This is a genomic window from Pampinifervens navoyensis (assembly GCF_046159715.1).
Classification (GTDB): domain Bacteria; phylum Aquificota; class Aquificia; order Aquificales; family Aquificaceae; genus Pampinifervens.
In genome coordinates, this window is sequence record NZ_JBJXCT010000037.1 from 1 (window position 1) to 275 (window position 275).

The window sequence follows — 275 nt, forward strand, 5'->3', positions numbered from 1 at the left end:
GCATATTGCAGAGCAGTCGTTCGCGCTGCACCGGATTCACCGCTGGCGGCTCGAAGCCATTGGCAGGTGAGCGCAATTCGCATGATGAGGTAGCCGACGATGGCCGTCGTACGGTCGGTTCCGTCGAATGCGTCGGGGATTCCGGCGGCGAAGACGAGCACGCCACAAATCTGTACGAAGGTCGCGACCCGGTAGGGGACGTCGTCCGTGTCGTAGGCAGACGCGAACCAGGTGAAGTTCACCCACGCCCACCACAGCGCGAAGAAGACGAACAT

At 61.8% G+C, this 275-nt stretch carries 1 protein-coding gene; it reads right to left on the reverse strand.

All coding sequences use genetic code 11. The features are described 5' to 3' along the window. Positions 1-275: low temperature requirement protein A (locus ACKRDP_RS09905; RefSeq protein WP_409154622.1), on the reverse strand; the 275-nt coding region annotated here is incomplete at both ends.